Raw genomic sequence first — 26,190 nt, 5'->3', positions numbered from 1 at the left:
TCAGGACGCCGACGCGGACGGCGAGGCGGCGGACTCGTCGTACGGGCCGATCCACTTCTCGTAGATCTCCTTGTACGCGCCGTCGGCCTTGGCGTCGGCGAGCGCCTTGTTGATCGCGGCGAGGAGCTCGGCGTTGCCCTTCTTCACCGTGAAGCCGTACTGCTCACCGGTGTTGATCTGCTCGGCGACCTCGAAGGCGTCGGCGTTGGCCTTGTCCTTCAGCCAGCCCTGCACGACCGGGTAGTCGATGACGACGGCGTCGACCTGGCCGGTGCGCAGGCCGTTGAGGACGGCGTCGGAGGACTCGAAGGAGACCGGGTCCAGGCCCTGGCTCTTGGCGTAGTCCTCACCCGTGGTCTGCGCCTGGGCGCCGACCTTCTTGCCCTTGAGGTCCGCGAAGGACGCGACGCCGCTGTCCTTGTCGGCGAGGACGGCCTGGGTGGCCTCGAAGTACGGGTCCGAGAAGTCGACGTTCTTCTTGCGCTCCTCGGTGATGGTCATGCCGGCGGCGGCGAGGTCGCACTGGCCGGCGTTGAGGGACCCACCGGTCTTGAAGTTCTCGAAGGGCTGGTCGACGATCGCCTGCTTGACGCCCAGGTCGTCCGCGACCAGGTCGATGAGCGAGACGTCGAAGCCCTGCACCTTGCCGTCGATCTCCGACTGGAAGGGCGGGTAGGGCAGGTGGGTGCAGGTGGTGAGCCGGCCCGCCTTGACGAGCTCGACACCGCCGGCGGCGGTCTTGGTGCCGCTGCCGCCGTCGTCGTCCGAGGAGCAGCCGGCCACGAGCACCAGCCCGGCCGTCGCGGTGGTGGCGGCCAGAATGCGGGTCCGGCGCCCGAAGGTCGTCTTCACGGGGGAGCCTCCTGTACGGGAACTGTGCGTTCCGATTATAAGGAGAAGTTTGAGTCCCTCAAAACAAACCCATGGCTGCCGGGGCGTTCGGCCTAAGAAGTCGGGAGCAGAGGTCCCTCGGGTCGGGCACTACGCTCGACTCCGTCGACCCTCATGACCGAGAAGAGAGCACCGCCGTGACCCACCCCTTCCTGGATCTCGCCCCGCTGAGCGCAGCGCAGTTCGCCTCGATCGAGGACCGGGTGGCGCGGCTGCTGGACACCCGGCAGGACGTCGTGATCATGCAGGGCGAGGCGCTGCTCCCGCTGGAGGGCGCGATCCGCGGCACCGCGGGCCCCGGCACGACCGCCCTCAACGTGATCACCGGCCCCTACGGGCAGACCTTCGGCGACTGGCTGCGGGACTGCGGCGCCACGGTGATCGATCTGGCGGTGCCCTTCCACACGGCGGTCACGGCCGCGCAGATCTCCGAGGCCTTCACCGAGCACCCGGAGATCGACTTCGTCTCCCTGGTCCACGCGGAGGCGGCGACGGGCAACACCAACCCGGTGGCGGAGATCGGGGAGGTCGTCCGCGCGCACGGCGCCCTGTTCTACCTGGACGCGGTGGCGTCGATCGGCGCGGAACCGGTGCTGCCGGACGCGTGGGGCGTCGACCTGTGCGTGATCGGGGCGCAGAAGGCGATGGGCGGCCCGGCGGGAGTGTCGGCGGTGTCGGTGAGCGAGCGGGCGTGGGCGCGGATGGCCGCGAACGCCCAGGCCCCGCGCCGCTCGTACCTCTCCTTGTTGGACTGGAAGGAGAGGTGGATCGACGGCGGCCGCCGCGCCCTGCTGCACGCCCCGGCCCAGCTGGAGATGCTGGCGCTGGACGCGTGCGTGGAGCGCATCGAGGCGGAGGGCCTGGACACGGTGATGGCCCGGCACGCGGCGGCCGCGGCGGCGACCCGTGCGGGTGCGGTCGCCCTGGGCGGCGGGCTGGAGCCGTACGTGCACCGGGCGGCGGAGGCGGCGCCGGTCGCGACGACCCTGCGGACCCCGTCCGGGGTGGACGCCTCGGGGGTGGTGGCCAGGGCCCTGAGCCTGGACCCCACGCTGCCGCTCGCCGCGGGCGGGGGCGCGCTGGCCAAGGAGATGATCCGGGTGAACCACTACGGCACGGACGCGACCCCGGAAACGGTACGGCGGTGCCTGGCGGCGCTGGAGGCCGCAATGACGCACGAGGACATCCACCGAGTTACCGAATGCTGAATTCAAGGTAATTCTGAATTCTTTTTCACGGGCAGCTTACCGTTCTCTTCTGCCCTGTTTTTTTTGAGCTAAACGCAAAGATTTCGTGCAGGTTAAACGGTTGTGACGCGTTACACATCGCGTCCCTTTTGCGGTTTTTCTCTCGGGCAAATCGGGTGTTTCCCTCCTCGCGCGGATAACATATCCGGCCACGCCATGGAACCCCGCACGGCCATGCATTTTTCAATTGCCATCGGTAAGTTCAATTCGCATGACTGCCGCACAAGCAGACCTGCAAATCGACCGGCCGACGGTGGCCGACGGCGCCGCGCTGTGGCGGATCGCCCGGGACTCCAAAGCCCTCGACCTGAACTCGTCCTACAGCTATCTGCTGTGGTGCCGCGACTTCGCCGGCACCTCGGCGGTCGCCCGCGACGAGCACGGGCAGCCGGTCGGCTTCGTCACCGGCTACGTACGGCCGGACCGTCCGCACACCCTGCTCGTCTGGCAGGTGGCGGTGGACGACGCGTACCGCGGACGCGGTCTCGCCGCCGCCCTGCTCGACGGTCTGGTCGCCCGGGTCGGCGGCGAGTACGGCGTCACCCGCGTCGAGACCACCATCACACCCGGCAACACCGCCTCCGAGCGGCTGTTCACCTCGTTCGCCGAACGGCACGGCGCCGCGCTGGAGCGCGAGGTGCTGTTCGAGACGGGCCTGTTCCCCGACGGGCCGCACGACCCGGAAGTCCTGTACCGCATCGGTCCCCTCCCCCACTGAACCCCCCACGCATCGAGGAGCGATTCGTCGTGACCATCACCCAGCCCGACCTCAGCGTCTTCCAGACCCTGGAGTCCGAGGTGCGCAGCTACTGCCGAGGCTGGCCCACCGTCTTCGACCGTGCGCGCGGCAGCCGTATGTACGACGAGGACGGCCACGAGTACCTGGACTTCTTCGCCGGCGCCGGATCACTGAACTACGGGCACAACAACCCGGTCCTGAAACGGGCGCTGCTCGACTACCTGGAGCGCGACGGCGTCACGCACGGGCTCGACATGTCGACCACCGCCAAGCGGGCCTTCCTGCAGACCTTCCAGGACCTGGTGCTGCGGCCGCGCGATCTGCCGTACAAGGTCATGTTCCCGGGGCCGACGGGCACCAACGCCGTGGAGTCCGCGCTGAAGCTGGCGCGGAAGGTGAAGGGGCGCGAGGCCATCGTCTCGTTCACCAACGCCTTCCACGGCATGTCGCTGGGCTCGCTCGCCGTCACCGGCAACGCCTTCAAGCGGGCCGGCGCCGGTGTCCCGCTGGTGCACGGCACGCCCATGCCGTTCGACAACTACTTCGACGGCCAGGTCCCCGACTTCCTGTGGTTCGAGCGGCTGCTGGAGGACCAGGGCTCCGGGCTCAACAAGCCGGCCGCGGTGATCGTGGAGACCGTGCAGGGCGAGGGCGGCATCAACGTCGCCCGCGCGGAGTGGCTGCGCGCGCTCGCCGGGCTGTGCGAGCGCCAGGACATGCTGCTGATCGTGGACGACATCCAGATGGGATGCGGCCGTACCGGTGCCTTCTTCTCCTTCGAGGAGGCGGGCATCACCCCGGACATCGTCACCGTGTCCAAGTCCATCAGCGGCTACGGACTGCCCATGTCGCTCTGCCTGTTCAAGCCGGAGCTGGACATCTGGGAGCCGGGCGAGCACAACGGCACCTTCCGCGGCAACAACCCCGCCTTCGTCACCGCCACCGCCGCCCTGGAGACCTACTGGGCCGACGGCTCGGCGATGGAGAAGCAGACCCGGACCCGCGGTGAGCAGGTCGAGCAGGCGCTGATCTCCATCACCGAGGAGAACCTCGCCGATGTGAAGGAGTACCGGGGCCGCGGCCTGGTGTGGGGCCTGGAGTTCCACGAGAAGGCCCGTGCCGAGCGCATCGCGCGGCGCGCCTTCGAACTCGGGCTGCTCATCGAGACGTCCGGCCCCGAGAGCGAGGTCGTCAAGCTGCTGCCCGCCCTCACCATCACCCCCGAGGAGCTGGACGAGGGCCTGAGCGTCCTCGCCCGGTCCGTACGAGAAACCATCTGATCAGGAGGCGTCCAGAACCGTGATCGTCCGTTCGTTCAAGGACATCGAAGGCACCGACCGGCATGTGAAGGCCGCGTCCGGCACATGGGAGAGCAAACGCATCGTCCTCGCCAAGGAGCGGGTCGGCTTCTCGCTGCACGAGACGATCCTCTACGCGGGGACGGAGACGTCGATGTGGTACGCGAACCACATCGAGGCGGTCGTCTGCGTCGAGGGCGAGGCCGAACTGACCGATCACGAGTCCGGGCTGACCCACTCGATCACGCCCGGGACCATGTACCTCCTGGACGGCCACGAGAGGCACACGCTGCGGGTGAAGCAGGACTTCCGCTGCATCTGTGTCTTCAACCCGCCGGTGACCGGCCGGGAGGACCACGACGAGAACGGCGTGTATCCGCTGCTCACCGAGGACGAGGAGGTGTGACGCATCATGACGATGACTCAGATGACTGAGATGACCGACCTGTACCCGAGCCGAGGCGCCACCGAGGTGACGACCCCCCGCCGCGACCCGGTCGTCTGGTCCCCGCCCGGCACACCGGGACCGATCTCGGACCCGGACCTCCAGGCGTACGAGCGCGACGGCTTCCTCGCCGTCGACCAGCTCATCACCGACGACGAGGTCGCCGTCTACCGGCAGGAGCTGGAGCGGCTGGTCACCGACCCGGAGATCCGCGCCGACGAACGCTCGATCATCGAGCCGCAGTCCAAGGAGATCCGGTCGGTCTTCGAGGTGCACAGGATCAGCGAGGTGTTCGCCCGGCTGGTGCGCGACGAGCGGGTCGTCGGGCGGGCCCGGCAGCTGCTCGGCTCGGACGTGTACGTCCACCAGTCCCGGATCAACGTCAAGCCCGGGTTCGGCGCCAGCGGCTTCTACTGGCACTCGGACTTCGAGACCTGGCACGCCGAGGACGGCCTGCCGAACATGCGTACCGTGTCCGTCTCGATCGCGCTGACCGAGAACTACGACACCAACGGCGGACTCATGATCATGCCGGGGTCGCACAAGACGTTCCTCGGCTGCGCGGGGGCCACGCCGAAGGACAACTACAAGAAGTCCCTGCAGATGCAGGACGCGGGCACGCCCTCGGACGAGGCGCTGACCTCGCTGGCCGCCCAGCACGGCATCCGGCTGTTCACCGGCCGGGCCGGTTCGGCGACCTGGTTCGACTGCAACTGCATGCACGGTTCGGGTGACAACATCACGCCGTTCCCGCGCAGCAACGTCTTCATCGTGTTCAACAGCGTGGAGAACAAGGCGGTCGAGCCGTTCGCGGCGCCGGTACGGCGGCCGGAGTTCATCGGCGCCCGGGACTTCACACCGGTGCAGTAGTCCCGCCCCGCATCACCGCCACGCCGTCGACGCGGCCGTCTCCCGTACGTTCCGGAGACGGCCGCGTCGCCTGTGGCACCCGTCAGGACGAGAGAGCCGTCAGCAGGCGGTCCACGTCGGTAGGGGTGTTGTAGAGGTGGAAGGCGGCGCGCAGGTTGCCCGCGCGGTTGGAGACCTCGATGCCCGCCTCGCTCAACTCCGCCTGGCGGTGGCCGAGTTGCGGGACCGAGACGATCGCCGAGCCCGGGGACGGGAGCGGGGTGTGGCCGAGGTCGGCGAGGCCGGAGCGGAAGCGGTCGGCGAGGGCGACGTCGTGGGTGTGCACGGCGTCGACGCCGAGCTCCTCGATGAGGGAGAGGGACGCGGCCAGGCCGGCGTAGGTCAGGAGCGAGGGACTGACGTCGAACCGGCGTGCGGAGTGGGCGAGTTCCTGGACCGGGCCGTAGCAGCTCTCCCAGGGCAGCTCGCCCGCGACCCAGCCCGCGAGCAGCGGGGTCAGACCGCCGAAGTCCTCGGGGGTGACGAAGAAGGCGTTCCCGTGCGGGCCCATCAGCCACTTGAAGCCGACGGCGGCGAGGAAGTCGTAGGAGCCGGCCTCCATGGGCAGCCAGCCCGCGGACTGGGAGGCGTCGACATAGGTCCGGGCGCCGTGCGTACCGGCCGCCTCGCGCACCGCGGTCAGGTCGGCGAGGCGCCCGTCGGCGGACTGGACCGCGCTGACCGCGACGAGCGCGGTGCCCGGCCGAACCGACTCGGCGATCCGCTCCAGCGGCACGGCCCGCACCTTGAGGTCGCCGCGCATGTGGAAGGGATTCACCAGGGAGGCGAAGTCGGCCTCAGCGGTGAGGACTTCGGCTCCGGCGGGCAGCGAGGCCGCGATCAGCCCGCCGTACTCGGCGACCGAGGCCCCCATCGCGACCCGCTCGACCGGCACCCCGGCCAGCCGGGCGAACGCGGCCCGGACGCGCTCCGCGTCCTCGTAGAGGGAGCCGATCGGCAGCCCTTCGGCCCGCATCCGCAGGGCCTCCTGTACGGCGGTGACGGTGCGGGCCGGCAGGAGGCCGTTGCTCGCGGTGTTGAGGAAGGTGTGCTCCGGGGCGAACTCGGCACGGACGAGGCTCTCGAAGGTCTCCATGGGACCACTCTGCGGCCCCTGGAACTCCCCGTCCATTGCGAATATTTACGTGGTTTCGCTAAGCGGTCCTTATAGGTCCGGCCCGACCTGCGCTTTTCAGCTCTGCGGCACCGCGCAGCCGTCGGGCCCGCAGGCCTCGGCCCCGCCCTGGTCGATCAGGGTCAGCGGGGAGCGCTCGCCCCACGCCTGGGTGAGGGCCTGGGTGAAGACCTCGGCGGGCTGTGCGCCGGAGATGCCGTACGTGCGGTCGATGACGAAGAAGGGGACACCGGTCGCGCCGAGCCGGGCGGCCTCGCGCTCGTCGGCGCGGACGTCGTCGGCATAGGCGGTGGGGTCGGCGAGCACCGTGCGGGCGCCGTCCGCGTCGAGACCGGCGGCGGCGGCCAGCCGTACGAGCCGCTCGTCGTCGCCGAAGACGGAGTCCTCCTCGGCGAAGTTCGCCTCGTACAGGGCCTGGATCAGCTCGCCCTGGCGGCCGTGTTCCCTGGCGAAGTGCAGCAGGCGGTGCATGTCGAAGGTGCTGCCGTGGTCGCGGCCGCGGGTGCGGTAGGCGAGACCCTCGGCGGCGGCCTGGGTGCCGAGGTTGTCCTCCGCGGCCTGGGCCTGCGCCTCGCTGATGCCGTACTTCTTCGCGAGCATCGGGACCACCGGGCCGGTGTCGTCCTTGGCGCGGTTCGGGTCCAGCTCGAAGGAGCGGTGCACGACCTCGACCCGGTCGTGGTGCGGGAAGGCCGCGAGCGCCTTCTCGAAGCGGGCCTTGCCCACGTAGCACCAGGGGCAGGCGATGTCGCTCCAGATCTCGACGCGCATGGTTCTCGGCTCTCTCCGGTTCGGGCGGGCGCGGAGACACCCTCCACGAAAGTATGTGAACGTTCAAGCGGCCGGGTTCATTCCCTGGGCCGTCCCGAGGCAGCTGAACTGGGCCCGGTAGGCGCTCGGGGTCAGTCCGGTGCGGCGGACCAGGTGGGCGCGGAGCGAGTCGGCGGTGCCCAGGCCGCAGGCGCGGGCCACCTGGTCCATCGCCAGCGTGGTGGTCTCCAGCAGTTCCCGGGCCCGCTCGACGCGCTGGTGGAGCAGCCACTGCAGCGGGCTCACCCCGCTCTCGGCGTGGAACCGGCGGCTGAGGGTGCGCACGCTCACCCCCGCGTGCCGGGCCAGGTCGGTGAGGGTGAGCGGCTTGTCGAGGTTGCGCATGGCCCAGGCCCGGGTGTCGGCGCAGGCGGTGCCGCGCTCGGGCGGCAGCGGGGTCTGGGTGAACTGGGTCTGCCCGCCGGGCCGGACCGGCGCGACCAGGGCGAGGCGGGCCACCTCGTTGGCGACGGCGGCGCCGTAGTCGGTGCGGATGATGTGCAGGCACATGTCGATACCGGCCGCGTAGCCGGACGCGGTGAGGATCTGGCCGTCCTGCACGTACAGCACGTCGCCCTGCACGTCGAGCGCCGGGTAGCGCTCGCGCAGTTCCCGGGTCAGTTGCCAGTAGGTGGTGGCGCTGCGCCCGTCGAGCAGTCCGGCCTCGGCGAGCACGAAGGCGCCGCTGCAGATGGAGGCGACGCGCTTGCCGGCGGCCGCGGCCCGGCGGACGGCGGCGACGGTGCGCGGCTCGGGCGCGAACCGCTCCCCGGTGCCGGCGACGAGCACGGTGTCGGCGTCGTCGAGGACCTCCAGACCTCGGCCGACGTGCAGGTCCAGGCCGCCGGTCGTGACGATGGTCCCCGGTTCCGGGGTGCAGACGGTCACCTCGTACCCGGGCGCGCCGTCGACGAGCGTCCGTTCGAAGAACAGTTCCGGGATGGCGAGGTTGAACATCGACACCCGGAAGGGAGCGATGACGGCGACGCGGTGCATGGCCAGAACCTCCGGACGTATGGCATTCGGGCCACTACTGTACGCCGCCCAAGATCCGCAGGATGGGGGCATGTCAACGAAGCAGACCGCCGGACCGACGGGCACCGGCACCCCGTCGCACCTCGAGCGGCCCTCTCCCGCGCTTACCCTCACCGCGGCGCTCCTCGGCTTCGGGCTGATCTGCCTCGACGCCTCCGTGGTGAACGTCGCCCTGCCCGCGATCGGCGACTCCTTCGGCAGCGGCATGTCGGGACTGCAGTGGGTGGTGGACGCGTACATGCTGCCCCTCGCCGCGCTGATGCTCTCCACCGGTGCCTTCTCCGACCGGGTGGGCGCGAGCCGGGCGTATGCCCTCGGCACCGCGGTGTTCACGCTGGCCTCGGTCGCCTGCGGCCTGGCCCCGAACCTCCCGGTGCTGCTCGGCGCGCGGGTGGCGCAGGGCATGGCGGCGGCGGTCGTGCTCCCGGCCTCGCTGTCGCTGGTGCGGCAGGCGTACCCCGACACCGCGGGGCGGGCCCGGGCGGTGGCCGCGTGGGCGGCGGGCGGTTCGGTGGCGGTGGCGCTCGGCCCGGTGGTGGGCGGGGCGCTGACGACGGCCCTCGACTGGCGGGGGATCTTCTTCGTGAACCTGCCGGTGGGCCTGCTGATCGTGGTCCTGCTCCGCCGGGCCCCCCGCTCCGACCGCCGTCCGGCGCCGCTGGACGTCCCGGGCCAGGTGACGGCGGCGCTGGCGCTGACCTCGCTGGCGTTCGCGGTGATCGAGGGCGGCACGGTGGGCTGGGCCGCGCTGGGGGTGGCCGTGGTGTCGGCGGCGGCGTTCCTGCGCATCGAGGCGCGCCATCCGCATCCGGTCGTGCCGCTCGCCCTGTTCCGCAACCGGGCGGTGACCGCGGCGGTCGCGGCGGGAGCGGCGATCAGCGTCGCCTTCTACAGCATGGTCTTCGTCTTCTCGCTCTTCTTTCAGCAGGTCCAGGGGCTGAGCGCGCTCCACACGGGTCTGCTGTTCCTGCCGATGACCGGCCTGATCGCGGGGACGAACGTGATCGCGGGCAAGCTCGCGAGCCGCCACGGCACCCGCCTGCCCATGCTGCTGGGCCAGGGCCTGGCCGTCGCGGGACTGCTCCTCCTGCTGTACGTCGACGCCGACACGCCGCCGGGTCTGCTGGCGGTGCTGCTGGTCCCCATGGCGCTGGGCTGCGCGCTCACGGTGCCGTCGCTGACCGCGGCGATGATGGACGCCGTGCCGGCGGAGCGGGCGGGTCTGACGGCCGGTGTCCTGAACGCGGCGCGTCAGATGTCCGGAGCGCTCGGGATCGCGGTCTTCGGGGCGCTGATCTCCGACGGTTTCGTGACCGGGATGCGGCTGGCCGTCGGCATCAGCGCGGGGCTGCTCGCGGTGACCTTCGTGCTCAGCTTCCGTCTCGCAGATCGCGCGGCCAGGTAGGCCGGAAGGCGATGTGGTCGTACGTCACGACGCAGCCCTCGCCGAGCGGCGACTGGGTCATGAAGCCGACGAGGGCCGCGCCGGTCTCCTGCTCGTCGGCGAGCGTGAACAGCCGGACGAAGGTCCACCGTTCGCCGTCGCGGGAGGCGTGGAAGGCGAAGGCACGTCCGGTGCGGCTGACCCGGAGCCACACCGAACTCCCCTCCACGGTGAAGGAGTTGGCGTCGTCGGAGTGTCCCCGGGTGACCACCGTGCAGACGGTGGGCACGTCCGGGGAGTTCTCCAGGCAGAGCTTCGCCCAGGCCCGCTCGCCGACGTGGACGTACAGCACCCCGGCGTCGAAGGCACCGGCGAACCCGACGGTCACCCGGGCGATGAGCTGGAACTCCCCCTCGGGCGCCCCGAGCAGGCGGGGCGCGTCGGTGGCCGGGTCCAGTGCGTCACCGGTGGGCGGCACGAACCGGTCCTGCCCGGCGCCGGCCCATCCGGTGAGGACCCCGTCCTCGTAGGACCAGTGGCCGTCGGGGCCGTAGGTGCGCAGCGGGAAGGGCAGTTCGGGGAGTTTCAGTTCCATCGTCCTAGCGTTCCAGACGGCCGTTGAACCTGCGCGGCAGTCCCAGCGGATTGCCGTCCCTCAGTTCCGGCGGCAGCAGTGCCTCGGGCGCGCCCTGGTAGGCGACCGGGCGCAGCCACCGCTCGATGGCCGTACCGCCCACCGAGGTCGACGTGGAGGTCGTGGCCGGGTAGGGGCCGCCGTGATGCTGGGCGGGGGCCACGGCGACGCCCGTCGGCCAGCCGTTCACCAGCACGCGCCCCGCCAACGGCGTGAGTTCCGCGAGCAGTTCGGGGCCGCGGCCCTGACCGGCGGCCTCCTCCGAGGACAGATGGACGGTCGCCGTCAGGTTGCCGGGCAGCCGCGACAGCACCGCCTTGGCCTCGGACTCGTCCGTGTAGCGCACGACGACGGTGACGGGCCCGAAGCACTCCTCCAGCAGCAGGTCGTGCGCCCCTTCCTGGGCCAGCCGGGCCGCCGGGACGGTCAGGAAGCCCGGGCTCACCGTGTGCTCGCCGCCCGCCCCCGGGGCCACCGGGGAGGTCACCTCGGGCAGTTCGGCGCGCTCGGCGACCCCGGCGACGAAGTTGTCCCGCATCCGGTGGTCGAGCAGGACCCCGGCGTCGACGCCGCTCACGGCGTCCGTGAGGGATTTGACCAGCTGGTCCCCGGCGTCACCGGCCGGCGCGAGCACCAGCCCCGGCTTCACGCAGAACTGGCCCACGCCCATGGTCATCGAGCCCGCGAGCCCGGTACCGATGGCGTCGGGCCGCTCGGCCGCGGCGGCCTCCGTGATGAGCACGGGGTTCAGCGAGCCCAGCTCGCCGTGGAACGGGATCGGCACCGGCCGGGCCGCCGCCGCGTCGAAGAGGGCCCGCCCGCCGCGTACCGAACCGGTGAAACCGGCCGCGGAGACCAGCGGGTGCTTGATCAGCTCGACGCCCGCCTCGAAGCCGTGGACCAGGCCGAGGACTCCCTCGGGGATGCCGTGCTCGGCGGCGGCGTCCCGCAGGACCTGGGCGACCAGCTCGGACAGGGCCGGGTGGTCGGGGTGGGCCTTGACGACCACCGGGCAGCCGGCGGCGAGGGCGCTCGCCGTGTCGCCGCCCGCGACCGAGAAGGCGAAGGGGAAGTTGGAGGCGGAGTAGACGGCGACGACGCCGAGCGGCACCTTGTAGCGGCGCAGGTCCGGGACGGGCGGGGTCGCGGTGTCGTCGGGGTGGTTGATGACGATGTCCAGGAAGGCGCCCTCGTCCACGATGTCCGCGAAGGCGCGCAGCTGGTAGCAGGTGCGGGCGAGTTCGCCGGTCAGCCGGACCGGGCCGAGCGCGGTCTCGGCGTCGGCGGCCTCGACGAGCCGGTCCTTGGCGTCCTGGAGCCGGTCCGCGGCGGTGCGCAGGAAGGCCGCGCGGACCGTCCGGTCGGCGAGGGCGCCGCGCGCCTCCTGCGCGGCGCGGACGGCGGCGTCCACCTCCTGGGCTGTGGCCTCCACCGCAACCTGCTCGCGCTGCTTCCCGGTTCGGGGGTCGACACTCCAGACTGGTGCTGCTGCCACCGCGGGTCCCTCCACATGTATTGCCGCAGTACGGGGGTCATTCACCAGGGTTGTTCGATATACTGAACGCTGTCCCGCATGGTGAATATGCTTGCGAGACTATTTCCCGCCGAACGAAGGGGTCAAGCACGATGTCGGCAGGCGAGACGGGGGGCGGGGCGCAGGTCAAGTCCGCCGTGCGGACGGTTGAACTGCTCGAGTACTTCGCCGGACGCCCCGGCATGCACTCCCTCGCCGCGGTCCAGGAGGCCGTCGGCTACCCCAAGTCCAGCCTGTACATGCTGCTGCGGACCCTGGTGGAGCTGGGCTGGGTGGAGACCGACGCGACGGGCACGCGGTACGGCATCGGGGTGCGGGCGCTGCTGGTCGGCACCTCGTACATCGACGGCGACGAGGTGGTGGCGGCGGCGCGGCCGACGCTGGACCGGCTGTCGGACGACACCACTGAGACCATCCACCTGGCGCGCCTGGACGGCACGAACGTGGTCTACCTGGCCACCCGCCAGTCCCAGCACTACCTGCGCCCCTTCACCCGCGTGGGCCGCCGGCTGCCCGCCCACTCGACCTCCCTCGGCAAGGCGCTGCTCAGCACCTTCACCGACGAGCAGGTCCGCAAGATGCTCCCCGAGACCCTTCCGGCGCTGACCGAGAACACGATCACGGACCGCGAGCGGCTCATCGAGGAGCTCCGCCAGGTCCGCGAGCAGGGCTTCGCCGTGGACCGCGAGGAGAACACCCTGGGCCTGCGCTGCTTCGGCGTGGCGATCCCCTACCGCACCCCGGCCCGCGACGCGATCAGCTGCTCGGTCCCGGTGGCCCGGCTGACCCCGGCCCACGAACAGCTGGTCAAGGACGCCCTGTTCGACGCCCGCGACCGGCTGACCCTGGCCACGCGCCGGCTCTAGGCCGAGCCCCTTCTCCCCCGTCAGGCGGAGTGGGATCGTCGCTGGGCAGGACGTGCCGGCGGCGGGTTCCGCGAGAGCGTGTACGCATGACGCAGTCGCTCCTCGCCCGGCCCGCCGGCGCCCTCGATCCCTCCGGGCGGCGTGTGCTGCTGCGCGCCGTCGCGATCGTGTCCTGTCTGCCGTACCTCGGGCTGAAGGCCGCGTGGCTCGCGGGCAGCGAGGCCGGGATCCCCGAGGGCAGCTCCCTGCTGGAGCACCGGGCCGCGGTGGCCGTCGCCAACGGCGTCACGCTGCTGATGGACGCCTGTGTCATCGTGCTCGCGCTGGTGCTGACCCGGCCCTGGGGGCTGCGGGTACCGGCCTGGCTGCTGGTGGTGCCCGTGTGGGTCGCCACCGGGCTGCTCGCGCCGATCATGACCGGGTTCCCGCTCCAGCTCCTGGTGAAGCTGGGCGGCGGCACTGTGAACTCCGCGGGGGACACCGGAGGCGAACCCTTCCTCCACGACTGGGTGTTCGCGGTGGTGTACGGCGGATTCATCGTGCAGGGGCTGGCGCTCGGGACCCTGTTCGCGCTGTACGCCCGCGACCGCTGGGGCCACCTGTGGCGGGGCCGGGTGTGGGAGCTGCCCCGCGCCCGTGTCGGCACCGTCCAGCGGGTCGGCGCGGTGGCGGCCGCCGCGGTCGCCCTGGTCCCGCTCACCCTGCACCTGCTGTGGGCCTGCGGGGTCGGCGCCGGACCGGACAAGGCCCGCACCGCCGACTTCCACGTCCTCCAGGCGCTGGACGCCCTCTTCCTCCTCGCGGCCGTGGGCGGCGCCCTGCTGCTCGCCTTCCGGCGCGTCCCGGTGCTGCCCGTCCGTGTCCCGCTCGCCCTGGCCTGGGTCGGTTCCGCCGCCGCGGCCTGCTGGGGAGCGTGGCTCACCCTGGCCTCCCTGATCGACCCCGGGTCCGTGACCGGGCCGATGCACCTCGCCTACGCCGGCCGGATGCTCACCGGCGTCCTGGTGGCGGTCGTAGGGGCCCACTTCCTCGCGCGGCGGGCCGCCGTCCTCCCCCGGCGCCGCACGTGAGGGAGTTCGCCCGGTTCCTGCTCGGGCGGCGGACGCGCCGGCGGTGGATCCATCTGATCCTCGGCGGCGCGCTCGCCATGCCGTACGTCTTCGTCGGCCAGATCGTCGTCGGCCCGGCCGTGCGCGCCCGCTATGTGTTCGCCGATCTCCTCGCGCAGCTGCTGTCGTTCGCCGTCGCGCTGCCGCTGGCCGCGCTCACCGCGGCGCTGTTCCCGCTCACCCGTCCGCTGGAGGCGGGGGCGGTGCGCTCGCTGTGCGGGGTCGGCGCGGAGCGGCTCTCCTCCTCCCCCGCCCGGGGCCGGGCCGCCAGGGGGCGCGCGGCGGCCTGGTTCACGCTGCATCTGGGCCTCGGCGGGATCGTCTCGGGGATGTCGCTGGCGCTGCCGCCGTTCGCCGCCACGCTGATCGCCCTGCCGGTCGTCGCCGTGGTCCGCGACGACCTGCTCGGCCTGCCCGAGGCCCTGGACCGGGGCTGGGTGCTGGCGCTCATGCCGGTCGCGGGGGTGGCCTGCCTGGTGGCGCTCGCGGCGTGCGCGGCCGTCGCGGGCGGTCTGCTCGCCCGGTGGGCCCCGGCGCTGCTCGGGCCCACCCCCGAGGACCGGCTCGCGGCGGCTGAGGCGCGCGCCGCCGATCTCGCCGTACGCAACCGGCTCGCGCGCGAGCTGCACGATTCCGTGGGTCACGCGCTGAGCGCGGTCACGCTCCAGGCGAGCGCGGCCCGCCGACTGCTCGACCGCGACCCGGAGTTCGTCCGTGCGGCGCTCACCGCGATCGAGGAGACCACCCGGCGCACGGTCGGTGAACTCGACGCCTTCCTGGGGGTGTTGCGGGAGGGCGACGCGCCCGGCACGGCACCCGCGCCCACCCTCGCCGCCGATCTGGACGGACTGCTGCACCGCACGAGGGCGTCCGGGCTGCGGGTGACCGCGACGATCGACGCCGACCCGGAGAGCCTGCCGCCCGTCCTGTCCCGCGAGGCCTACCGCATCGTGCAGGAGGGCCTGAGCAACGCCCTCAAGCACGCGGGCAGGCCCGTGCTGCTGCGGATCGCGGTGACCTGCGGACACCTGGAGATCACCTTGGAGAATCCCGTCTCAGCCACCTCCACCTCCACCTCCGCCTGCCGTCCCGGCGGCGGGCACGGCCTGCGCGGCATCGCCGACCGTGCCCGGCTGCTCGGCGGGACGGTGGAGGCGGGCGCCGCGCACGGGGTGTGGCGACTGCACGTAGGACTGCCCCTGAAGGGACCCGCATGACGATCCGTATCGTCGTCGCCGACGACGAGTTCATGGTCCGCACCGCCCTGCGCGCCATCCTCTCCGCCGAGCCGGACCTGGAGGTCGTCGGCGAGGCGGCGACCGGCGCCGAGGCGGTGTCCGTCGTCCGGGAGCTGACCCCGGACGTCGTCCTGATGGACGTCCGGATGCCGGAGACCGACGGCATCCGCGCCACCGAGCAGATCCTCGCCACCCTCGCCGAGCCGCCGAGGATCGTCGTGGTCACCACCTTCGAGAACGACTCCTACGTCTACGACGCCCTGCGCGCCGGAGCCGCCGGGTTCCTGCTCAAGCGGTCCGACGCCGACACGCTGGCGCAGACGGTACGGCTGGTCGCGCGCAGCGACACCCTGCTGTTCCCGGCGGCCGTACGCACCCTCGCGGCCGAGCACGCGCGCGCGTACCCGGCGCCGCCGCCCTGGGTGGCGCGGCTCACCGGCCGGGAGAGCGAGGTGCTGCGGCTGATGGCGGGCGGGCTGACCAACGCGGAGATCGCCGAGCGCATGGCGGTCGGTCCGGCCACCGTGAAGTCGCATGTGGCGGCCGTCCTGGCGAAGACCGGCACCCGGGACCGCACCCAGGCGGTGATCGCGGCGTACGAGGCCGGTCTCATGAACTCCCGGTTCTCATGAACGCCCGGTTTTCATGAACGCCCGATGAGAAAAATGCCACCGGGGAACGATGTGCCCCCTTTCGCTCGTCCTGACGGGTGCAATGAACAAGACGATCAGGCGCGCATCGGTCTTCACCCTGCTCATGGTGCTGGCCCTGCTGGTCAGGGCCACCTGGGTGCAGTTCTACGAGGGCCGGGCACTCGCGGACGACACGGACAACCGGCGGAACGCGATCGAGACGTACGCGGCACCGCTCGGGAACATCATCGTGGCCGGGGAGGCGATCACCGGCTCGGCGCGGACGAAGGGCAGCGACCTCGCGTACAAGCGCACGTACACCGACGGCGAGCTGTACGCCGCGGTGACGGGCTATGCCTCGCAGGCGTATGCGCCGACCCAGCTGGAGGGCATCTACCAGGACGTCCTCAACGGCACCGACAGCCGGCTGCGGACCGTGCTGGACACCGTCACCGACCAGCGGGCCGAGCCGGGCAACGTCGTCACCACGATCGACCCCGAGGTGCAGCGGGCGGCCTACGACGCGCTCGGCGACAAGAAGGGGGCCGCGGTCGCGATCGACCCGGCCACCGGCAGGATCCTGGCGGTCGCGTCGACCCCGTCGTACGACCCCTCGTCGCTGACGGACGCCAACACCGCCGGGGCGGCCTGGAAGCAGCTCACCAAGGACGCCGACAAGCCGCTGACCAACCGCGCGCTGCGGCAGCCGGTGGCGCCGGGTTCGACGTTCAAGCTGGTCGTGGCGGCGGCCGCGCTGGAGGACGGGCTGTATTCCTCGGTCGACGAGGAGACGGACAGCCCGGACCCGTACACGCTGCCGGGCACGGTCACCGTGCTGGAGAACGAGAACAAGTCGGCGCCCTGCGAGAACGCCTCGATCCGGGTGGCGCTCCAGTACTCGTGCAACAACGTCTTCGCGAAGATGGCCTACGACCTGGGCCAGGACAAGGTGCGGGCGACGGCCGAGAAGTTCGGCTTCAACGACGACGCGCAGGACGTGCCGGTGCGGGCGTACGCCAGCGTGTACCCCTCCGGCATGGACGAGGCGCAGACCGCGCTGACGGGCATCGGCCAGTTCGACGTCACGGCCACCCCGCTGCAGATGGCCATGGTGTCGGCGGCCCTCGCCAACGGCGGCAAGCTGGTCTCGCCGCACATGGTGGCGCAGGTGACCGACGGCGGCGGGGACGTCCTGCGGGACTACGACTCCGACGCGGACACCGAGCGGATCGTGAGCGCCTCGACGGCCGAGCAGCTGCGGTCGGCGATGGAGACGGTGGTCTCCGAGGGCACGGGCACCAACGCGCGGATCTCCGGCGCGACGGTGGGCGGCAAGACGGGTACGGCCCAGCGCGGCGAGAACAACAGCGAGACGCCGTACGCCTGGTTCACCTCCTACGCGACCGCCGGTGACCAGCAGGTCGCGGTGGCGGTGCTGGTGGAGCAGTCCGACGCCGCCCGCTCCGAGGTCAGTGGCAACGGGCTGGCGGCGCCGGTGGCGAAGGCGATGATGCAGGCCGCGCTCGAGAACTGAGGCGGGACGCGCTACTTGACGCCGAGGATCTGCTCGATGGGGTCGATGGCGAAGTAGACGAGGAACAGCGCCGAGGTGCCCCACAGCAGCCAGTGCACCTCCTTCGCCCGGCCCAGCACCGCCTTGATGACGACGTAGGCGACGAAGCCGGCCCCGATGCCGTTGGTGATGGAGTAGGTGAACGGCATCACGGCGATGGTCAGGAAGGCCGGGATCGCGATCTCGTACCTGTCCCAGTCGATGTGCTTGACCTGCGTCATCATCAGGAACCCGACCGCGACCAGGGCGGGTGCCGCGGCCTGGAGCGGGACGATGGTGAGCAGCGGGGTCAGGAAGAGGGCGAGGGTGAACAGGCCGCCGGTGACCAGGTTCGAGAAGCCCGTTCGCGAGCCCTCGCCGACGCCGGCCGCCGACTCGATGTAGGAGGTCGCGGAGGACGCGGACGCCGCGCCGCCCGCGACCGCCGCCGCGCCGTCGATGAGCAGGACCCGGCCGAGGCCGGGGACCTTGCCCTCCTCGTCCAGCAGGTTCGCCTCGGCGCTGATGCCGACGACCGTGCCCATGGTGTCGAAGAAGTCGGACAGCACCAGCGTGAAGACGAGCAGCACGACGGTGATGACGGTGGTCTCACTGAACGCGCCGAACAGGCTGAACTGGCCGAGCAGCCCGAAGTCGGGGGTGTCGACCAGCTTCTCGGGCCACTCGGGCGTGGTCAGGCCCCAGCTCTTGACGTCGGCCAGGGAGTTGATGACGAGCGCGACCAGCGTCATGACCACGATGCTGATCAGGATCGCGCCCTTGACCTTGCGGGCGAGCAGGCCGATCGTCAGCAGCACGCCGAGGCAGAAGACCAGGATCGGCCAGCCGGTGAGGCTGCCGGTGCCCCCGAGCTGCACCGGAACCGTGGTGTTCGCCGCGTCCGGGACCCGGCTGACGAACCCGGCGTCGACGAAGCCGATGAAGGCGATGAACAGGCCGATGCCGACGCTGATCGCCTGCTTGAGCGGTTGCGGGATGGCGTGCATGACCGCCTCGCGCAACCCGGTGACCACCAGGACGCAGATCAGCAGGCCCTCGAGGACGACTAGGCCCATCGCGTCGTCCCAGCTCATCAACGGGGCGATCTGGAAGGCGACGACGGCGTTCAGGCCGAGGCCCGCGGCGAGCGCGAGGGGGAGATTGCCGCCGACGCCCATGATGATCGTCATGACGGCGGCCACCAGAGCGGTCGCGGTGGTGAGCTGGACCGGGTCGAGGGTCTCGCCGAACTTGTCCTTCGCGCTGCCGAGGATGATCGGATTCAGGACAAGGATGTAGGCCATCGTGAAGAACGTGGCGAATCCGCCGCGTATCTCCCGGCCGAGCGTGGACCCTCGTTCGGAGATCTTGAAGAAGCGGTCGACGCTGCTCACGGGGGGAGGCGTGCCCTCCGGCCGGTCGACGGCCTGCTGGGTCTCGGACATGACTGCGGCTCCTCGGTGCCTGAATGATCGGTGTGCGGATGCTGGCTGGATTGTTCCCGTGTTGAACCCGGTGCAGGTTTTCCCCGTGTTACGGAATCGGCCTGCTCATGTGCGGCATGCCATACAGTGTTCGAAGTTCCGTACGAATACAGAGACACCGTCAGGAGAGGTCGTGGGCACAGTCGTCGACGACGCCGCCTCCGTGGAGTTCCATGCCTTCTTCGAACGCCACTACGCCGAACTGTCCCGCCTGGCCCATCTGCTGACGGGTGAGGCGGACGCCGCCGACGATCTCGCGGCGGACGCCCTGCTGGCGCTGTGGCACCGCTGGGACCGGGTCCGCGCCGCCGACCACCCCGTCGCCTACGCCCGGGGCGTGGTCGCCAACCTGGCCCGGACCCGGATCCGCGGCGCGGTGCGCGAGCGGCGCCGGGTCGCCCTGTTCTGGTCGCAGCGCGAGGAGCGGGCCGAGAACCCCGACGTGGCCGGCGTGGTCGATGTGCAGGAGGCGCTGCGTAGACTGCCGTTCCGCAAACGCGCCTGTGTGGTGCTGCGGCACGCCTTCGACCTCTCGGAGAAGGACACCGCCCTGGCCCTCGGTGTCTCGGTGGGTACGGTGAAGAGCCAGACCTCGAAGGGCATGGCGGAACTCCAGCGGCTGCTGGGCCCCCAGGCGGCACCGCTCAGGATGCACGCGGCGATGGCGCGGACCGGTGACGCCGCGGGAAGGGACCGATGACGATGCGGCGGGACGTGCACGACGAGCTGCGCGCCCGGCTGCTCGAGGCGGCCGGGGCGCACGAGCCGGACCGCGAGCGCATCCTCGCCCGGATCGAACGCGGCATGGCCGAAGAGGCCCGTCCCGAACACCGGGCGACCCGTCCGCCGGTGTTCGGCTGGATGCGGGTGGCCGGTGCCACGGCCGCGGTCGCGGGTGTGCTGGCCGTCGGCGGCTACGCGGTGGCGTCGGCCGTCAAGGAGGACACCGCGCAGCAGACGGTGGCCACTTCGCCCACGCCCACGCCGTCACCGGACGCGACGAGCCGCGCCCCCCTCCCCCCGGCTCCGCCCGCGGATCCGACGGAGGAGGACGGGCCGCTCTGGTCGGACGGCTCGGTCGACCCGCACAGCAACGAGTTCTGGGCCCAGAGCAATGTGACCCTGAAGACCGGCCGCCAACTTACCGCGCTGACTGTCGAGTTGACGGTCGCGCAGACCGGCGGGGTCACCTCCACCGGCGCCTGGCGGTCACTGCCCGAGGACGACTTCGCGCTGACGGTCGCCGAGCGGGACGGCTTCCTCGTCTACACCTGGCGGCTCAAGGACGGCCGTACCGTCCCGCCGGGCGAGTGGGTGTTCGCGGGGCAGTACGACCATGAACGCGGCGGACGGGACGCGAAGGACGACGGCTACGCGGCGACGGCCCGCGCGGGAGACCAGGAGTTCACCGTGGCGGGCGACTTCGCGCCGCGCTCATAAGAAATTTCCGGAAGCGTGGCAACCCTTTCCCGGCCGGTGGCGACCAGGTAGCGCAAGACACCTCTCCCCACGCAAGGAACGAGCATGACTGCACCAGCTGAACAGCGCGTCCGCCACCGCCGCAAGGTCACCAAGCGGCGGGCGGTGATCGCCGGAGCCTCCGCCCTCGGCATCACCGGCGCGGCGATCGTCACCACGACGATGCTGTCCACCGCGGGCGCCGCGTCCCCTTGGCCGACGGCCAAGGGCAGCCAGGCCGTGACCGGCACCATCAAGGTCTCGGGCACCTACGACGGCGGCTACAAGAAGTTCTACGGCAGCGGCGCGCTCGGCGGCGACAGCCAGGACGAGGGCCAGGACCCGGTGTTCCAGCTCGCCGACGGCGCGGTCCTGAAGAACGTGATCATCGGGACCCCGGCCGCGGACGGCGTGCACTGCCTGGGCTCCTGCACGCTGCAGAACGTGTGGTGGCTGGACGTCGGCGAGGACGCGGCCACCTTCAAGGGCAAGTCCGCCTCCGCCGTGTACACGGTGTACGGCGGCGGCGCGAGGAACGCCTCGGACAAGGTTCTCCAGTTCAACGGCGCCGGCAAGCTGGTCGTGAGCAAGTTCCAGGTGGCGAACTCCGGCAAGCTGGTGCGCAGTTGCGGCAACTGCTCCACGCAGTACAAGCGCACGGTCATCATCAACGACGTGGATGTCACCGCGCCGATGAACTCCATCGTGGGCATCAACACCAACTACGGGGACACGGCGGCGCTGCGCAAGGTCCGCATCCACGGCGACAGTTCCAAGAAGATCAAGACGTGTGTCCGCTTCAAGGGCAACAACACCGGTGCCGAGCCGACCCAGCTCGGTGTGGGCCCGGACGCAACGTCGTGCCGCTTCACGGCGTCTGACATCACGTACCAGTAACCCCATGGACCTGCTGACCTGAGCCCCCCTCGGTCAGCAGCGGAACGCCCCCGCCGGTGACGACCGGCGGGGGCGTTCCTTGTGCCGTTGGGTCAGTCCGTGCGCCACGGCCGCCAGTCCCCGAGGTAGGCCGCCCGGGTCGCCGAAGCGGCCTGTTCGGCGGAGAGCTGGGGGCGGTCGGCGGGCACGGTGATCTCCGACCCGGGGCCGGTGTTGCGGTACTCGGCGAACCGCTGGTTTTGCCACGGGTAGGCGTCCGACATGTTCGCGTAGGGCGCCGCCGCGTCGATGCCGGGGCCGAGCCAGGTCTCCCGGACGGTCAGCATGGGACGGGCGGTGCGGTCGGAGCTGGGCACCCAGGGGCGGGCCAGCTTGTAGTAGGCGTCCGGGGCCTCGCTGGTGATCCGGCCCCGGGTGACCAGGTAGCCGCGCGGGTTGGCGCCCGCCGTGGAGGGCGCGAAGACGAAGCCGTACGGTGCGGAGGCCAGGTCGGTGCGGGTCAGCGTGCGGAAGTGGCAGTGCTCGAAGACGGCCGTCGCCCGGCCGAAGACGAAGTCGACGTCGCCCTCGGCGTAGCAGTGCGCGAAGTACTGCCGGGCGAAGACGGTCAGCGCGTTGGTGTCGGCGTACAGGGTGTCCTGGTGGCCGAGGAAACGGCAGTGGTGGAAGGCGGAGCGGTCGCCGGTCACCTTGATGGCGACGGCCTGGGTGCCGCTCATCCCGGGGTGGTCGGCGCGCAGCCAGTCGTTGGCGAAGGTGATGCGGCGGGCGGTGAATCCGTCGGCGCGCACGGTGGTGGTGGCCGATCCCGTGGTGCCGTAGGTGCCGGAGCCGTCGGGCCTCGGGGTGCCGGCGGCGTTGTCGTAGACGATGACGACGTCCCGGGGGTCGTCACCGGCGCCGAGCCAGGTCATCTCGGTGCGGGTGGGGTCGACGCTCACGGTCTCCCGGTAGGTGCCGGGTGCGAGGACGAGGATCCAGCCGCTGCCGGTGGTGGCGTGCACGGCGGCCTGGACGGTGGTGAAGTCACCGCGGCCGCGCGGGTCGACGTAGAGCGTGCTCGGGGTGAGGCGGGCGGCCGGTGAGCCGTACCGGCCGAACGGGCGGCCCGGGGCGGTGGCCCGCGCGGGGGCCGCGGCGAGCCCGAGGGCGGCGCTCGCTCCGGCGCTCGCCAGGAGGAAACCCCTGCGGGAGAAGGGCGGTCGGAGGTGGGGCGAGGGCATGCGGGTGCTCCTTCACAGGCGGACGGGGGCCGGGTCAGGCTCCGGCCCCCGCGGCAGGTCAGCAGATGCGGCCGGCACCCGCGCGGTGGTCGACGATGCCCGGGACCGCCCGGGGGTGGTCGACCCTGGTGCGCAGCGTGGGCGTCCATCCCGCCCCGGACTGGAGGATCTCGCCGGGGATCTCCGCGTTGTGGACGGCGATCAGGTCGGTGAGCTTGCCGTTGACGTAGTTGTGCGCGGCGGTGAGAGGGGCCTCGCTCCACTTCTTCAGCACCTTGCCGGTGCTCACCCCGGGCGCCAGCGAGAAGGCGTTGTGGGTGGCGTACAGCTGGGAGGAGGCGCCGATGCCGAAGACATAGCCGAACTTCTGGCCGGCGGTCACCACGAAGTGGTTGTTGTACGAGTCGACCTGCCCGAACCGGACGCGCGGCGCCCGCTCCACGATGCCCTCGAAGCGGTTGTGGTGGAGGGTGACCTTGAGCTTGCCGGAGTCGGTGGAGCCCGCGCCGTCACTGTTGCCGATCAGCATGGTCTTGTCGTGGTCCTCGAACGAGTTCCAGGACACCGTCACGTGGTTGGCGCCGCGCACCACGTCCACCAGGCCGTCGTGCTGCTGGTAGACCTTGCCGAAGTACTCCGGCAGGGAGCTGTCGGGATAGCGCCCGTCGGTGAGCGTGTTGTGGTCGATCCACACATGGGTGGAGCCGTAGACGACGACACCGTCGTACTCGGAGTTCCAGGCGCCGGTCCTGTTGTCGTCCGTCGGGTCCCACTGCGGGAAGCAGTCGAGCGGGGCCTCGATGGTGAGGTTCCGGACGATCACATTGTCGACGCCCCGGATCTGCAGGCTGCCGCCCCGGATCCCGGAGTTCCGGCCGACGCCCACGATGGTGGTGTCGGACGGCACGCTCGCCTTGATCATCCTGTCCTGGTTGGCGGCGGAGGCGGCCCGCAGGTCCTCCTGCTCGCCGCTGACCGGGGTGTCGTTGCCCCACACCGCGGGGTCGTAGTCGGCGAGGTACTCCTCAAAGTCGTACCCCTCGGCGGCGAGGGCGTCGCAGCCCTCGGAGACGGCGTCGAGCATGCCCTTGACCTTGATGATCCGGGGCGCGGTGCCGCCGTCCGCGAGGGCGGCCCTGAACTCCGCCCAGGTGGTCACGGTGTAGACGTGCGCGGCGTCGGCGGCCGACCCGCCGGTGGTCCCCGCGCCCTCGGACGCCCAGCCGTCCCCGGCGGGGAGCACCTCCCGCGCGAGGTCACGGGCCGGCCCCGCCTGAGCGGTCCCGGCACCGGTGACCCCGAGGACGAGCGAGACACAGCCGGCCAGCACGGCGGCCCTCTTCATGGCATGCCCATGCCACTTGTATGTGTTCATGATGCGGCTCTCTTCTCTGAGCGTGGAGGTACGGTCAGGCAGCGGCGTCCGGCCAGGTGATCCAGGACTGCGGGATCACCTCGTCCAGCCGCCGCAGATCCTGCGGACGCAACACCCGCGTCCGCAGCGACTCCCGCGCCACGAGCCGCGCCACCTCGATGGCCCCGGGCGGGTTGAAGTGGGTGTTGTCCTGCTCGGTGGCGGTCCAGTTGAAGTACTTCTTGGTCTCCTCGGCCCCCAGCGACTGCCACAACTCCAGCGACCGCGCCTGGATGTCGAGCAGGGGGACCCGCTCCTCCTCGGCGAGCGAGCGCATGGCGGCCGGGTAGTCGCCGTGGCTGGGCCGGGCGTTGCCCTGAGCGTCGAACCGCCGCCGCTCCACCGCGGTGGCGAGCACGGGCCGGGCACCCCGGGAACGGGCACCCTCGATGTACAGCCGCAGATAGTCCTGGTACGTCGTCCAGGGCTCGGTGTAGCGCGCCGGGTCCGTGGCCTTCTCGTCGTTGTGCGCGAACTGGATCACCAGCAGGTCCCCGGGCCGGATGGCCCCGAGAACGACATCGAGCCGGCCCTCGTCGACGAAACTCTTCGAACTGCGCCCGTTCACCGCGTGATTGGCGACAGCGAGCCCTTTGTGGAGAAAGAAGGGAAGAGCCATTCCCCACCCGGTCTCGGGCGCGGCGTCCGCGTATTTCTGGGCGGCGGTGGAATCCCCGGCGATGAAGACGGTACGCCCGCGCCGCTCACCGGCGTGAGCCGTACCGAAGCCGAGAGGCACGGCGGCGACGACAGCACCGGCGACCTGCCTACGGGAAAGTGACACACCATCTCCTTACAGGCAACGGAAGGGGGACTCCTCAGGGGCGCGGGGAACTGCGCGACCGGCCACAACCGACCGGCAGCCCCCCACGCTCAACGACCCCCGGGTTGTCAGGACTTCTGCTCGTTCCACTCGGCCTGAGCCGCATTGAGCTGCTCGGCGATCGTGTCCAGGAAGTCCTTCGCGCTCATCTTCCCGAGCAGCACCTTCTGGAAGTTCGGCTCGTTGTCGGCCTTGGAAATGGTGTTCCAGTCCGGCAGGTAGTAGGGAAGCTGAACGATGGTCGTGGACCCGTCGTTCAACGAGGCGGCGGCCAGCTTCGTGGGCTCCGCCTCACTGATCCACGCGTCCTTCGCCGCCTCCGTGTTCGACGGAATCGCACCCGCCGACTCGTTCCACTTCGAGTTCGCCTCGTGCGACGCCGCGAACTCGATGAACTTCCAGGCCGCGTCCTTGTTCTTGGAGCTCTTGAACAGGCCCAGCCCGTCCACCGGGTTGGACACCTGGACCCGCTTGCCGGTGGAGCCGACCGGCTGCGGGATGCCGCGGAACTTGTCGACCCCGAGCGCCTTCACATGGTCCTGGTAGGAGCCCAGGTTGTGGTGGAGCATGCCGATGGTGCCGGAGTCCCACTGGGCGACCATCTTGGTGAAGTCGTTGTTGAGGTCGGCGGCCGGAGTGACCTTCTTGTAGAGGCCCGCGTACTTCTCCAGCGCCTCCACGTTCTTCGGGTCGTTGACGGTGGTCTTGTCGCCCTCCCAGAACGAGGTGATCCCGCTCTGTCCGTACATCACGTCCAGCGCCTGCGCGATCGACCCCGCGCCACCGCGGATGGTGTACCCGAACTCGTTCTTGCCCGAGTCCGTGAGCTTCTCGGCGGCCTCGTAGAAGGCGTCCCAGCTCGTCGGCTCCTCCAGGCCGGCCTTCTTGAACAGGTCGGTCCGGTAGTACAGAACGCCGTTGTTGGCGGAGGTGGGGATGGAGTACATGTGCTCCTCGGAGCCGCCGGCCACCTTCACCGACTCGACCATGTCCTCGTTGAGCTTGCCGTTCAGGGCGGACTCGGCGAGCCGGGTCTCCACGGGCTCCAGCGCGTCCTGCGCGGCGATCCCGGCGAGCATCGCCGCGCCGACACCGCCGACGTCGGGCAGTCCGCCGCCCTGGATGGCGGTGTCGTACTTGGACTGCACCTCGGTGGCGGCGATCGGGACGTACTCGACGTCGATGTCGGGGTTCGCCTTCTCGAAGTCGGCGATGATCTCCTTCCAGATGTCGGTGCGCACACCGCCGTTGTTGTCCCAGAAGACGATCTCGCCCTTGCCGGAGCCCTCGGAACCCTTGTCCCCGCCGCTGCCACTGCCGTCGTCGCCGCAGGCGGTGGCGGTCAGGGCGAGCACGGAGCCCAGGGCGACGGCTATGGCGGCGCGCCTGCTTCTACGGATGCTGATCTTCATTGGTCGGCTCTCTTCTTCTGG

25 protein-coding genes are annotated in these 26,190 nt (G+C 71.0%); 14 read left to right on the top strand and 11 right to left on the bottom strand.

All coding sequences use genetic code 11. From position 1 onward, the window contains the following. Positions 1-852, bottom strand: coding sequence for a transporter substrate-binding domain-containing protein (locus ACFYW5_RS22305; RefSeq protein WP_389418785.1), 852 nt, complete (start codon positions 850-852; stop codon positions 1-3). A gap of 176 nt (positions 853-1,028) precedes the next feature. On the opposite strand from ACFYW5_RS22305, the gene ACFYW5_RS22300 reads away from it, so the two are divergent. From ACFYW5_RS22300 to thpD, 5 genes are all read left to right on the top strand, one after another. Further along, on the top strand, positions 1,029-2,099 hold the full coding sequence (locus ACFYW5_RS22300; protein WP_389418784.1) for a pyridoxal-phosphate-dependent aminotransferase family protein: 1,071 nt from the start codon (positions 1,029-1,031) through the stop codon (positions 2,097-2,099). Between the two features lie 250 nt (positions 2,100-2,349). Then, positions 2,350-2,856, top strand: coding sequence for a diaminobutyrate acetyltransferase (ectA, locus tag ACFYW5_RS22295; protein ID WP_389418783.1), 507 nt, complete (start codon positions 2,350-2,352; stop codon positions 2,854-2,856). Positions 2,857-2,885: 29 nt separating this feature from the next. Beyond that, the gene (gene ectB, locus ACFYW5_RS22290) at positions 2,886-4,157 is read left to right on the top strand and encodes a diaminobutyrate--2-oxoglutarate transaminase (RefSeq protein ID WP_389418782.1); all 1,272 of its coding nucleotides are present in this window, start codon (positions 2,886-2,888) and stop codon (positions 4,155-4,157) included. Positions 4,158-4,176: 19 nt separating this feature from the next. Then, a complete protein-coding gene (locus ACFYW5_RS22285; protein ID WP_389418781.1) occupies positions 4,177-4,581 on the top strand; it encodes an ectoine synthase in 405 nt (134 codons plus the stop codon). 12 nt (positions 4,582-4,593) lie between these two features. After that, positions 4,594-5,490, top strand: a complete 897-nt coding sequence (thpD, locus tag ACFYW5_RS22280) for an ectoine hydroxylase (RefSeq protein WP_389418875.1) — start codon at positions 4,594-4,596, stop codon at positions 5,488-5,490. Between the two features lie 82 nt (positions 5,491-5,572). Here thpD and ACFYW5_RS22275 read toward each other — a convergent pair whose 3' ends face one another. The 3 genes from ACFYW5_RS22275 to ACFYW5_RS22265 all read right to left on the bottom strand — a co-directional run bounded on the left by ACFYW5_RS22275 (position 5,573) and on the right by ACFYW5_RS22265 (position 8,470). Then, positions 5,573-6,625, bottom strand: coding sequence for an aminotransferase class V-fold PLP-dependent enzyme (locus tag ACFYW5_RS22275; RefSeq protein ID WP_389418780.1), 1,053 nt, complete (start codon positions 6,623-6,625; stop codon positions 5,573-5,575). A 96-nt stretch (positions 6,626-6,721) separates the two neighbouring features. After that, the gene (locus ACFYW5_RS22270) at positions 6,722-7,435 is read right to left on the bottom strand and encodes a DsbA family oxidoreductase (protein WP_389418779.1); all 714 of its coding nucleotides are present in this window, start codon (positions 7,433-7,435) and stop codon (positions 6,722-6,724) included. Positions 7,436-7,498: 63 nt separating this feature from the next. After that, complete coding sequence (locus ACFYW5_RS22265; RefSeq protein ID WP_389418778.1) at positions 7,499-8,470, bottom strand: GlxA family transcriptional regulator; 972 nt, start codon at positions 8,468-8,470, stop codon at positions 7,499-7,501. Positions 8,471-8,540: 70 nt separating this feature from the next. On the opposite strand from ACFYW5_RS22265, the gene ACFYW5_RS22260 reads away from it, so the two are divergent. Next, positions 8,541-9,914, top strand: a complete 1,374-nt coding sequence (locus ACFYW5_RS22260; RefSeq protein ID WP_389418777.1) for an MFS transporter — start codon at positions 8,541-8,543, stop codon at positions 9,912-9,914. On the opposite strand, the gene ACFYW5_RS22255 is transcribed toward ACFYW5_RS22260, so the two are convergent. Then, positions 9,880-10,488: a DUF1349 domain-containing protein gene (locus ACFYW5_RS22255; RefSeq protein ID WP_389418776.1), complete on the bottom strand. Its 609-nt coding sequence runs from the start codon at positions 10,486-10,488 to the stop codon at positions 9,880-9,882. The genes ACFYW5_RS22260 and ACFYW5_RS22255 overlap by 35 nt on opposite strands. Before the next feature lie 4 nt (positions 10,489-10,492). After that, positions 10,493-12,022 carry an aldehyde dehydrogenase (NADP(+)) gene (locus ACFYW5_RS22250; RefSeq protein WP_389418775.1) on the bottom strand — a complete coding sequence of 510 codons (1,530 nt, stop codon included), beginning with the start codon at positions 12,020-12,022 and terminating at the stop codon, positions 10,493-10,495. A gap of 131 nt (positions 12,023-12,153) precedes the next feature. On the opposite strand from ACFYW5_RS22250, the gene ACFYW5_RS22245 reads away from it, so the two are divergent. From ACFYW5_RS22245 to ACFYW5_RS22225, 5 genes are all read left to right on the top strand, one after another. Further along, positions 12,154-12,927, top strand: coding sequence for an IclR family transcriptional regulator (locus ACFYW5_RS22245; RefSeq protein WP_389418774.1), 774 nt, complete (start codon positions 12,154-12,156; stop codon positions 12,925-12,927). Between the two features lie 86 nt (positions 12,928-13,013). Then, complete coding sequence (locus tag ACFYW5_RS22240) at positions 13,014-13,997, top strand: hypothetical protein (protein ID WP_389418773.1); 984 nt, start codon at positions 13,014-13,016, stop codon at positions 13,995-13,997. Further along, entirely contained in the window at positions 13,994-15,253 is a 1,260-nt protein-coding gene (locus ACFYW5_RS22235; RefSeq protein ID WP_389418772.1) for a sensor histidine kinase, read from the top strand. The genes ACFYW5_RS22240 and ACFYW5_RS22235 overlap by 4 nt, the downstream gene beginning before the upstream one ends. Further along, positions 15,250-15,906 (top strand): response regulator, encoded by a 657-nt coding sequence (locus ACFYW5_RS22230; protein WP_389418771.1) that lies wholly within the window; start codon positions 15,250-15,252, stop codon positions 15,904-15,906. The genes ACFYW5_RS22235 and ACFYW5_RS22230 overlap by 4 nt, the downstream gene beginning before the upstream one ends. 82 nt (positions 15,907-15,988) lie before the next feature. Beyond that, complete coding sequence (locus ACFYW5_RS22225; protein ID WP_389418770.1) at positions 15,989-17,440, top strand: peptidoglycan D,D-transpeptidase FtsI family protein; 1,452 nt, start codon at positions 15,989-15,991, stop codon at positions 17,438-17,440. Between the two features lie 11 nt (positions 17,441-17,451). Here the strand turns inward: ACFYW5_RS22225 and ACFYW5_RS22220 are convergent, their stop codons facing one another. Further along, on the bottom strand, positions 17,452-18,903 hold the full coding sequence (locus ACFYW5_RS22220; RefSeq protein WP_389418769.1) for an NCS2 family permease: 1,452 nt from the start codon (positions 18,901-18,903) through the stop codon (positions 17,452-17,454). A gap of 172 nt (positions 18,904-19,075) precedes the next feature. Between ACFYW5_RS22220 and ACFYW5_RS22215 the strand changes: the two genes are divergently transcribed. The 3 genes from ACFYW5_RS22215 to ACFYW5_RS22205 all read left to right on the top strand — a co-directional run bounded on the left by ACFYW5_RS22215 (position 19,076) and on the right by ACFYW5_RS22205 (position 21,297). Next, positions 19,076-19,642 (top strand): SigE family RNA polymerase sigma factor, encoded by a 567-nt coding sequence (locus tag ACFYW5_RS22215; RefSeq protein ID WP_389418768.1) that lies wholly within the window; start codon positions 19,076-19,078, stop codon positions 19,640-19,642. Next, positions 19,639-20,382, top strand: coding sequence for a hypothetical protein (locus tag ACFYW5_RS22210; protein ID WP_389418767.1), 744 nt, complete (start codon positions 19,639-19,641; stop codon positions 20,380-20,382). Before ACFYW5_RS22215 ends, ACFYW5_RS22210 begins: the two co-directional genes overlap by 4 nt. An 84-nt stretch (positions 20,383-20,466) precedes the next feature. Beyond that, positions 20,467-21,297, top strand: a complete 831-nt coding sequence (locus ACFYW5_RS22205; RefSeq protein WP_389418766.1) for a pectate lyase — start codon at positions 20,467-20,469, stop codon at positions 21,295-21,297. 92 nt (positions 21,298-21,389) lie between these two features. On the opposite strand, the gene ACFYW5_RS22200 is transcribed toward ACFYW5_RS22205, so the two are convergent. The 4 genes from ACFYW5_RS22200 to ACFYW5_RS22185 form a co-directional block, all read right to left on the bottom strand. Beyond that, the gene (locus tag ACFYW5_RS22200) at positions 21,390-22,520 is read right to left on the bottom strand and encodes a pectinesterase family protein (protein ID WP_389418765.1); all 1,131 of its coding nucleotides are present in this window, start codon (positions 22,518-22,520) and stop codon (positions 21,390-21,392) included. Between the two features lie 58 nt (positions 22,521-22,578). Further along, positions 22,579-23,895: a polysaccharide lyase family 1 protein gene (locus tag ACFYW5_RS22195; protein WP_389418764.1), complete on the bottom strand. Its 1,317-nt coding sequence runs from the start codon at positions 23,893-23,895 to the stop codon at positions 22,579-22,581. A 34-nt stretch (positions 23,896-23,929) separates the two neighbouring features. Beyond that, positions 23,930-24,718 carry a rhamnogalacturonan acetylesterase gene (locus ACFYW5_RS22190; protein ID WP_389418763.1) on the bottom strand — a complete coding sequence of 263 codons (789 nt, stop codon included), beginning with the start codon at positions 24,716-24,718 and terminating at the stop codon, positions 23,930-23,932. 107 nt (positions 24,719-24,825) lie between these two features. Next, positions 24,826-26,169, bottom strand: coding sequence for an ABC transporter substrate-binding protein (locus ACFYW5_RS22185; RefSeq protein ID WP_389418762.1), 1,344 nt, complete (start codon positions 26,167-26,169; stop codon positions 24,826-24,828). Between the last annotated feature and the right edge of the window lie 21 nt (positions 26,170-26,190).

It is taken from the genome of Streptomyces sp. NPDC002779 (assembly GCF_042888685.1).
GTDB lineage: Bacteria > Actinomycetota > Actinomycetes > Streptomycetales > Streptomycetaceae > Streptomyces.
This window is presented reverse-complemented; position numbering and strand designations above follow the sequence as displayed.